The 355-nt window shown below is 69.3% G+C and carries 1 protein-coding gene; it reads left to right on the top strand.

Going from position 1 to position 355, the window contains the following annotated elements:
• Positions 1-27: 27 nt before the first annotated feature.
• The coding region (locus ACLF6P_RS30005; RefSeq protein WP_415954573.1) for a ketoacyl-synthetase C-terminal extension domain-containing protein at positions 28-355 on the top strand (328 nt) is incomplete at its 3' end.

Below are 355 nucleotides of genomic sequence, written 5' to 3'. Positions count from 1 at the left end.
CATGGTGTGTTGCCTCGGACGCTGCATGTGGATGAGCCGTCGTCGAAGGTGGACTGGGCGGCGGGGGCCGTCGAACTGCTGACGGAGTCGCAGGAGTGGCGGGCGGCGGGAGACCGCCCGCGCCGTGCGGGTGTGTCGTCGTTCGGGGTGAGCGGGACGAATGCGCACGTGATCCTGGAGCAGGCGCAGGAAGAGCCGGACCCGGTGGAGGACGTCGAGGAGCCGTTGGTTGCGCTGCCGGTGGTTCCGTGGGTGTTGTCGGCGAAGTCGCCGGAGGCGTTGGCGGGTCAGGCGGAGCGGTTGCTCGCACGTGTGCGTACGGACGACAAGGCCTCGATCACCGACATCGGCTGGT

Origin of the sequence: Streptomyces lothianensis (assembly GCF_047779955.1) — a bacterium.
Lineage (GTDB): Bacteria > Actinomycetota > Actinomycetes > Streptomycetales > Streptomycetaceae > Streptomyces.
The sequence above is the reverse complement of the archived record's forward strand: the minus strand, read 5'-3'. Positions and strand labels throughout refer to the sequence as shown.